General features: G+C 63.7%; 7 protein-coding genes and 1 tRNA gene. 3 read left to right on the top strand and 5 right to left on the bottom strand.

Annotated elements, in window-relative coordinates; genetic code table 11:
• Positions 1–777 (top strand): D-glycerate dehydrogenase (locus EN993_RS25915; protein ID WP_164757810.1); only part of this gene is annotated, 777 nt, incomplete at its 5' end.
• A gap of 69 nt (positions 778–846) precedes the next feature.
• Positions 847–3,531, top strand: coding sequence for a phosphoenolpyruvate carboxylase (locus tag EN993_RS25910; protein ID WP_127265177.1), 2,685 nt, complete (start codon positions 847–849; stop codon positions 3,529–3,531).
• 155 nt (positions 3,532–3,686) lie between these two features.
• Here the strand turns inward: EN993_RS25910 and EN993_RS25905 are convergent.
• A tRNA-Leu gene (locus EN993_RS25905) sits at positions 3,687–3,771 on the bottom strand.
• Between the two features lie 236 nt (positions 3,772–4,007).
• On the opposite strand from EN993_RS25905, the gene lipB reads away from it, so the two are divergent.
• On the top strand, positions 4,008–4,751 hold the full coding sequence (gene lipB / locus EN993_RS25900; protein WP_109667940.1) for a lipoyl(octanoyl) transferase LipB: 744 nt from the start codon (positions 4,008–4,010) through the stop codon (positions 4,749–4,751).
• Positions 4,752–4,941: 190 nt separating this feature from the next.
• Here lipB and EN993_RS25895 read toward each other — a convergent pair whose 3' ends face one another.
• The 4 genes from EN993_RS25895 to EN993_RS25880 form a co-directional block, all read right to left on the bottom strand.
• The gene (locus tag EN993_RS25895; RefSeq protein ID WP_127265176.1) at positions 4,942–6,192 is read right to left on the bottom strand and encodes a site-2 protease family protein; all 1,251 of its coding nucleotides are present in this window, start codon (positions 6,190–6,192) and stop codon (positions 4,942–4,944) included.
• A gap of 407 nt (positions 6,193–6,599) precedes the next feature.
• Positions 6,600–7,289 carry an ABC transporter ATP-binding protein gene (locus tag EN993_RS25890; protein WP_109667944.1) on the bottom strand — a complete coding sequence of 230 codons (690 nt, stop codon included), beginning with the start codon at positions 7,287–7,289 and terminating at the stop codon, positions 6,600–6,602.
• A complete protein-coding gene (locus EN993_RS25885; protein ID WP_109667946.1) occupies positions 7,289–8,575 on the bottom strand; it encodes a lipoprotein-releasing ABC transporter permease subunit in 1,287 nt (428 codons plus the stop codon). The genes EN993_RS25890 and EN993_RS25885 overlap by 1 nt, the downstream gene beginning before the upstream one ends.
• On the bottom strand, positions 8,572–8,761 hold a 190-nt coding region (locus EN993_RS25880; RefSeq protein WP_245468964.1), incomplete at its 5' end, for a His/Gly/Thr/Pro-type tRNA ligase C-terminal domain-containing protein. The genes EN993_RS25880 and EN993_RS25885, both read right to left, overlap by 4 nt.

Raw genomic sequence — 8,761 nt, 5'->3', positions numbered from 1 at the left:
AGCGCAGCCCGCACCAGGATCATCGCCAATTTCGGCGTCGGCTTCAGCCATATCGATGTCGCGGCGGCCCGCGACCGCGACATCGTGGTGACCAACACCCCGGGCGTACTGACCGATTGCACCGCCGATCTAGCCCTCAGCCTGATCTTGGCCGTCGCGCGCCGGACCGGTGAGGGCGAGCGGCAGCTGCGGGCCGGAGAGTGGCGTGGCTGGTCGCCGACGCACATGGCCGGCGCGAAGGTGTCGGGCAAGACCCTGGGTATTGTCGGCATGGGGCGCATCGGCAAGGCAACGGCCAGGCGCGCGCATTTCGGCTTCGGAATGAAGATCGTCTTCTTCAATCGGTCACCGATCGACGATGACGAGACGCGCGCCATGGGCGCGGTGCAGATGCCAACCTTGGAAGATGCGCTCGCGGCATCCGATTTCGTGTCGCTGCACTGTCCGGGCGGCGCGGAAAACCGCCATCTCATCGATGCTCGCAGCCTGCGGTCGATGAAACGCGGCGCATTCCTGATCAACACGGCACGCGGCGACGTCATTGACCAGGATGCGCTGATCGGCGCGCTGCAAAGGCGCGAGATCGCCGGAGCGGGTCTCGACGTCTTTGCCGAAGAGCCGGCCGTTCCGGAGGCGCTGAAGCAGTTGGAGAACGTCGTGCTGTTGCCGCATCTCGGGAGTGCGACCGAGGAGACGCGGGTGGCGATGGGCATGAAGGTGGTGGAGAACCTGACCGCCTTCTTCGAAGGTCGCCCGGTCCCCGATCGGGTCGCCTGACAGCAGGCGCCGCCCTCGAATCAGGGCGCAAGTACAGCGGTATCCATGCGGACGAGTCAGGAAAGCGGTTTGGAACAAAGCAGACGCATCAACTTTCGTGAGGATGAACGCAGCCTTTTGTTGCGCTTGCTGCTTCAGGTCGCGAGCGCGCGTGAGCCCGAGATCGCCGCCGTTCTGACCGGACGTAGGTCGCTGGTCTCCCTCGCCGCGGAGCAGCGCATCCCCGCGCTTCAGGCGACCGGCGTATGGTTCCAATTGCTGGCGATAGCAGACGAATTGCTTGCCATGCGGGTGCGCCGCGAACTCGAACAAGGCGCCGGTGTCGACGAAGTGCCCGGGTCCTTCGCTGGCGTGATCGCGCAGATGGCAGCGAACGGCCACTCGGCGGAGGAAGTCCAGGCAACGCTCGATGAGCTTTGCGTCGGCCCGACCATGACTGCGCACCCGACGGAGGCCAAACGCGTCACGGTGCTGGAGATCCACCGCCGTATCTATCGCAAGCTGACCGAGCTCGACCAGCCCCGCTGGGCGCCGCGCGAACGCTCCCTGTTGGTCGCCGATCTGGAAAGCGAGATCGAGCTTCTGTGGATGACAGGCGAACTGCGACTGGAACGCCCGACTGTCGAACGCGAAATCGCCTGGGGCCTGCATTTCTTTCGCGAGGTCATCTTCGAGGCAACGCCACAGCTCTATGACAAGCTTCAAGGCGCCTTTGAGCGTCACTATTCGGGCGAGCCGATCAGAATTCCCTCCTTCATGCGCTATGCCTCGTGGATCGGCGGCGACCGCGATGGCAATCCAAATGTGACGGCCGCGGTCACAGCCCATGCCATGGCCGAATACCGCAATACCGCCATAGGCTGGTATCTGACGCAGGTGCAGCGGCTGGCGACGGTGCTCAGCGCCAGCTCGAATGTCATCGACCTGCCGGCCAGCTTCAAGCCGGCGCTGCAAACGGCGCTTGATAGAAGCGGACAGGCGCAAGAGATCGCCGCCCGCAATCCCGACGAACCGCTTCGCCAATTCGCTTCGGCCTTGCTTGCCCGGCTGGTGGCCACGCGAGATGGCGCTACGACGGCGTACCTCACGGCGGAGGCGTTTCGTGCCGATCTGAACGGGCTGACTTGCGTTCTCGAAGCGATTGGCGGGCGCGCAGTGGCAAAGCGGTTCGTCCAGCCTCTCCTTTGGCAAGTCGGGAGCTTCGGCTTCCGAACGGTCTCGCTCGACATCCGGCAGAACTCCACGGTCGTCAACCGGGTGCTGGGCGAGTTGTTCGCGCTGACAAATCCCGCCGATCCGGTCGCAGCCGGCACGCCGCAATGGTCGGCGCGCATTCGCTTAAGCCTCAGCCAGGGCGAGCAGCTGGAGATCGACGCAGGCCGGCTCTCGCCTGAAGCAGGTGAACTGCTTTCGACATTCTCCGTCATCGCCAAGCACATCTCCAGCTCGGATGCCGACGCTGTCGGCTCCTTCATTCTCAGCATGACCCGCTCGGCTGACGATCTGCTCGCCGTCTATCTGCTGGCGCAATATTGCGGACTTTCAACCGCGCCCATTGGCGGCGGCACAATCAAGCTGCGGATCGTGCCATTGTTCGAGACCATCACCGACCTGCAAGCCGCCCCCGGCATCCTGAACGAATTGCTCGGCATTTCGCTGGTGAGGCGAACGGTGCGAGACTTCCGCGCGCGCCAGGAAATCATGCTTGGTTATTCGGATTCCAACAAAGACGGTGGTTTCCTGGCTTCCAACTGGGAACTGGCAAAAGCGCAAAAGCGCGTCGCTGCCGTCGGGCGCAAGCACAAGGTCAGGATCAGTTTCTTTCACGGCCGTGGCGGCTCCGTCAGCCGTGGCGGCGCGCCGACCGGCCGGGCGATCGCGGCGCAGCCGGCAGGTACAGTCGCCGGAGCCATGCGGGTGACGGAACAGGGCGAGGTCGTCTCCTCGAAATTCGCCAATCGCGGCACCGGCCTCAACCAGCTCGAGGTTCTCGCCGCCGGCGTGCTGGCCCACAGTGTCGGATCGCCCGGTGATGTCGAGCCCAAGGAAACGCCGGAGTTCGACGAAGCGCTGGAAGCGCTGGCAGGCATGTCGCAGGCGTCCTATGCCAGGTTGATGGCTGAGCCCGGCTTCCTCGATTATTTCAATCAGGCGAGCCCGGTCGCGGAACTGGCGCTGCTGAAAATGGGCTCACGGCCGGATCGCCGTTTCGGCGCCAGCGGCATTGCCGACCTGCGCGCCATCCCATGGGTGTTCGCCTGGAGCCAGAACCGTCACCTGTTGACCGGCTGGTATGGCATCGGCAGCGCGCTCAGCTCGTTCGTCACGGTGCGCGGCGAGGTCGGACGCGAACTTCTGGCCCGCATGTTCGAGCACTCGCGCTTCTTCCGCCTGATCATCGACGAGGCCGAGAAGACGCTCTACCAGTCCGACATGGACATCGCGCGGCTCTACGCAGGCCTGGTGTCCGACAGCGATGCGGCCGAACGAATCTACGCTCGCATCGCCGCCGAATACGAGCTGACGCGACACCTGATCGGTGACCTCACGGGAGGCGATCTTTCCGCGCGCTTTCCGATGTTCAAGCGGCGTTTCGACAATCTGCGGCGGCAGATGGATGACATTCACCGGCTGCAGGTCGATCTGCTGCGTGAAGTTCGCGCAAATACCGGCACGGCGGATCAAAAGCGGGCTACCGACGCTCTGCTTGTATCGATCAATTGTATCTCGGCTGGCCTTGGGTGGACGGGATAGACCCGGTTTTGCCGAGCGACCTGCGTGATCTCGAGTCATCGTCCAAGGCCAGTCGCCCACATCGCCGGGCTTTCGGCGCCAAAGGGCCGCCGCATGGGCCATGTTGGCGTCGCTTGCCGCCCCGGCTCGCCAGAAGCAATCTGTCAAGAGAATTTTGGTGCGGTCGAGAAGACTCGAACTTCCACGGGTTGCCCCACAGCGACCTCAACGCTGCGCGTCTACCAATTCCGCCACGACCGCACGTGGTAGAGCCGGAACCGACCGGCTCGCGGCGTGTAGCAAATCGTTTCCGGCGAAACAAGTGCACGGCAAGCAATAATGTCAGGCGATTGGCATAATGCTCCACAGGGCTCGAATGTGGTGCCGGAACTGGACGTTTCGGCCTGCTATTGCCATATGGATGGCAAATGCATGTCGCCCAAAAGTGCAAGGCGGTTTTGGGGCCACGACAGGCATAAGCAAAAAGCGACACCGTCATGCCAGAACGCAGCCAGATCGCCACGTCGTTCCTGCCGCTCCCCGGTTCGGCACCGGTCGAATGGCTGATCGAGCCTGGCCTTACCGCCTATCCCGATGCGATCGCCTTCATGGAGGCGCGCGCCGAGGCGATCCGAAGCGGCGCTGCCGGTGAAATAGTCTGGCTGGTCGAACATCCGCCGCTCTACACCGCCGGCACCAGCGCCCGCAGCGAGGATCTGATCGACGCCAGCCGCTTCCCGGTCTTCGCAGCCGGCCGCGGCGGCGAATACACCTATCATGGGCCGGGCCAGCGGGTCGCCTATGTGATGCTCGATCTCAAGCGGCGGCGCGAGGATGTCCGCGCCTTCGTTGCGGCGCTCGAACAGTGGATCATCGGCACGCTGGCCGCCTTCAACGTGCAGGGCGAACGCCGCGAGGACCGGGTCGGCGTCTGGGTGGTGCGGCCGGATCGGCCTGCCTTGCCCGACGGCTCGCCGGCCGAAGACAAGATCGCGGCAATCGGCATCCGGCTGCGGCGCTGGGTCAGCTTTCATGGCATCGCCATCAATGTCGAGCCGGATCTCGACCATTTCAGCGGCATCGTGCCCTGCGGCGTGCAGGACCACGGCGTCACCAGCCTCGTCGACCTCGGCCTTCCCCTGACAATGGCCGACCTTGATCTGGCCCTGAAATCCGCCTTCGAGAATGTCTTCGGTCCCGCCACGGCTCTGCCTGTCGAAGCCCCGCGCAAGGCCGGTTGAGACTTCCTGATCCGGCACGGCTCCAGGTGTGTTGAGATTCAGGTCAGGCCGAGTCGAAAATGGCTCATAGCGAGAACCGGAGCGGAGCGTACTTTTCGTACGTGAGCTCAGTTCTACCGCGACGCGGTAGAACGGGGAAGCGCAGGTATCAGCCATTTGCAGGCCGGCATCACCTGAATATCAACACACCTTAGATGAGCTGGGCGGAGGCCCACAGCACGCCGTAGCCATGGACGGCGAACACCGCCAGCAGCGCTGCCGCCATGGCCAAGCGGTCGACGGTGCGAATCGGCTTCAACTCGTGACGCGGCTTTACCCCGCTGCTCATCGTCAGCAGGCTGAGGATCGAAAACACCGCGCCCGTCCCGAGCAGAAAATTGGCGGAAAAACCGGCCTGCCACCCCACAGCCAGGAAAGCCGAGAGCAGGAAGAACGAGGCCAGCGCCAGCGCGATCGGCCCGGAGCAGATCTGACGCAGCACCTGGCCGCCGTCGAATTTCCACACCGGCACCAGATTGGCGATGTTGAACAGGGCGGCAAAACCAGCCAGAGCCGCCAGCAGCATTGCCGCCAGCCGATGCCCTTCCGCGCTGGCAAAGCTACTTGCGGCGATTGCGATCGGCACCAGGAAGGCGGAGAAGCCGGCGCCCATCAAGGCCACGAAGGCGACCTCGAAACGGCTGTCATAGGGCCGGCCACCAATGGCGATGCCGCCGAGCAGCGGGATGAAGATCATCCGCGCCCTGTTGTGGCCCATCAGCCGAAATGCCGCCATGTGGCCGAGCTCGTGCAGGGCGACCACCGATGTGAGGATCGCGGCCAGCGCCAGCCCGCCGAAATGAAGCCCGAAGAACGGCCACAGGATCAGTGCCGACAGCGCGGCGAAGCCGACCTGGCTCAGCGGATGCTCGAACCAGCCGCCCTTGCGATACTGCCCGGTCCGCGCCCAGCGCTGCAGCTTGGAGAGTTCGCGGCGCATGGCGAAATAGCGGAACACCAGGAAGGCAACGCCGCGATAGCGATCGGTCTGGCTGAGCGTCACCCGCGTACCATTGCCCTCGGAAACGAGTTCGGTGGTTTCGCGAAAATCCTTCCAGAACGAGGCGTCGAGCGCGGTGTCCTCGATGACCCGCATCGAGAAGTGGCTGCCCTCGACCACGTCTTCAAACCGCGACTTGCGCTCGATCGGCTTGCCGTCGCGGCCTTCCCAGGACAGCATGATTCGAGCCACGCCCTCACCGTCCGGCGCTTCGGCCGAGAGTATCTCACCGGACCAGCCGGCATCGCTGCCGAGCGGCCACAGCGCCTGCCAGAGGCGCTGCCGGTCCGCTGCTATCACGCGGCTTAGCCGGACCGTGCGCAGACCAAGCGGCACGGTCATCAAGAGAAAGATCAGCCCGAGATTGCTGGCCACGAGAATGGCCGTGACGATGGGCGACACGCAACGTTGCTCCCTGTCTTTCAGGGCACCCTAACGTTGCGGCGGCAAGAAAAGCTTAACGGCAGAGCGGGTCATAACCCACTCAGGATCACGGCGGCGAATGCCGTCAAATCACATGGCTCCGATCCAGATCGCCATGGAAACGAGAAAGGTGCTCATGCAAACCAGTGAGATGACATCCTGAACCAGATCGGTCATAACTCTCTCCTGTTGTTGATATGTTCGCAGTTTGTTCTAATTTTGTTTCAAAGTCAACGACCACAATCCGGCTACATCAGGAATTTTCGGGCGATCAAATCGGCAGGGTTAAGAAAAGGTTGAGGACCGAGCGGCAGCTACCGATGGGCCAGATACAGGCATCAGTGGCGGACTGATGGTGAGCCCGCCAAGGTTTGTCGAGACCGAGGTCAACCCGAGCCCAGAGGGACCACTTTGCCGTCGGCCAAGGTGACGCGCCGGTCCATGCGCGATGCCAGCTCGTGATTGTGGGTGGCGATCAGCGCCGCGAGGCCCGATTGCTTGACCAGCGCCGCCAGCGCCTCGAACACATAAGAGGCGGTGACCGGGTCGAGATTGCCGGTCGGCTCATCCGCCAGCAGCACCAGCGGCGCATTGGCGACCGCCCGCGCAATGGCGACGCGCTGCTGCTCGCCGCCGGAGAGTTCGGACGGCCGGTGCGATGCGCGCTTGCCGATCTGCATATAGTCGAGCAGTTGTGCCGCGCGCTCGGTCGCGTCCTTGCGGCTCAGCCCTTTGATGAGCTGCGGCATCATGATGTTTTCCAGCGCCGAGAACTCCGGCAGCAAATGATGGAACTGGTAGACGAAGCCGACATCGTTGCGGCGAATCGCCGTGCGCTCGTCGTCGGAGAGCCGCCCGCAGGCACGGCCGGCCAGGATGACGTCGCCGGCGTCGGGACGCTCCAGCAGGCCGGCAGTGTGCAGCAGCGTCGACTTGCCGGTGCCGGACGGCGCCACCAGCGCCACCATCTCACCGCGCTTCAGCGAGAAGTCCGCACCGTTGAGAATGGTGAGCTTCCGCGGCCCCTGGACATAGTGCCGCTCGACGCTCTTCAGCTCGATAATGACCTCGGCCATTACTCGTACCTCAAGGCTTCGACCGGATCGAGACGCGCGGCCCGCCATGCCGGAAACACCGTTGCCAGGAAGGATAGGCCGAGCGCCATCAGGATGACATAGGTCGTCTCGCGCGGATCCATCTTCGCCGGCAGCTGGCTGAGGAAATAGAGTTCCGGGTTGAACAGCACCTTGCCGGTCATCCACGAGAAGAACTGGCGGATGGATTCGATGTTGGTGCAGATCAGCACGCCGAGCAGCACGCCGGCGAGCGTGCCGGTCACGCCGATCGCCGCACCCGTCATCAGGAAGATGCGCAGGATGGCGCCGCGCGACGCCCCCATGGTGCGCAGGATGGCGATGTCGTGCCCCTTGTCCTTCACCAGCATGATCAGGCCGGAGATGATGTTCAGCGCCGCCACCAGCACGATCAGCGTCAGGATCATGAACATGACATTGCGCTCGACCTGCAGGGCGGAGAAAAAGGTCTCGTTGCGCTGGCGCCAATCGACCATGTCGATCGGCCGCTGCGCCGCCGCCTCCACCTTCGGTTTCAGCGCATCGACATCATCGGGATTGTCGACATAGATCTCGATCGTCTGCGCCCGGCCGTCCATGTTGAAATAAAGCTGCGCTTCGGAGAACGGCATGTAGACGATGGAGGTGTCATATTCGGACATGCCGACTTCGAAGATCGCCGCGATCTTGTAGCCCTTCATGCGCGGCGTCGTGCCAATCGGGGTCACGTCGCCGTCCGGCGAGATCAAGGTGATGGTGTCACCAAGCGTCAGGCCGAGATTCTCAGCCATGCGCTTGCCGATGGCAACGCCCTCGCCGGTGTCGAAATCGGCGATCGAGCCCTGCTTGATGTTGCTGGCCACGATGGCGATCTTGCTGAGATCCTCGCCTCGGATGCCGCGCACCAGCGCTCCGGTTCCACCGCCGACATTGCCTTGCGCCAGCACCTGGCCGTCGATCAGCGGGATGGCGTATTTGACGCCTGATACACCGTTGATGCGGCCGGCGACCTGCGCATAGTCCTCAAGCGGCGAATCGAGCGGCTGCACGATCAGATGGCCATTGACGCCGAGGATGCGCGTCAACAGCTCCGCCCTAAAGCCGTTCATCACCGCCATCACCACGATCAGCGTGGCGACGCCCAGCATAATGCCGAGGAAGGAGATCGAGGCGATCACCGAGATCACCGTCTCCTTGCGCCGCGAGCGCAGATAGCGCCACGCGACCATGCGCTCGAAGATGGAAAAGGGTCCGGCGCCCGCCGATCTTGCCGCCACCGCCTCGCTCATGCAGCGACACCGAAGCGCTTCTTCGCGTCCGCGATCGGCAGCGTCTCGCGCTCGCCGGTCTTGCGATTCTTGATCTCGATCTCGCCGGCGGCCACGCCGCGCGGTCCGACGATCACCTGCCATGGCAGGCCAATCAGATCGGCGGTGGCGAACTTGCCGCCGGGCCGCTGGTCGGTGTCGTCGTAG

Source organism: Mesorhizobium sp. M7D.F.Ca.US.004.01.2.1 (assembly GCF_003997785.1).
Taxonomy (GTDB): Bacteria; Pseudomonadota; Alphaproteobacteria; order Rhizobiales; family Rhizobiaceae; genus Mesorhizobium; species Mesorhizobium loti.
This window is presented reverse-complemented; position numbering and strand designations above follow the sequence as displayed.

Coding starts and splice junctions, on each gene's coding strand:
- EN993_RS25890 (WP_109667944.1), bottom strand. CDS start 7,289: ATGGCCGAGGTCATTATCGAGCTGAAGAGCGTCGAGCGGCACTATGTC.
- EN993_RS25885 (WP_109667946.1), bottom strand. CDS start 8,575: ATGAGCGAGGCGGTGGCGGCAAGATCGGCGGGCGCCGGACCCTTTTCC.
- lipB (WP_109667940.1), top strand. CDS start 4,008: ATGCCAGAACGCAGCCAGATCGCCACGTCGTTCCTGCCGCTCCCCGGT.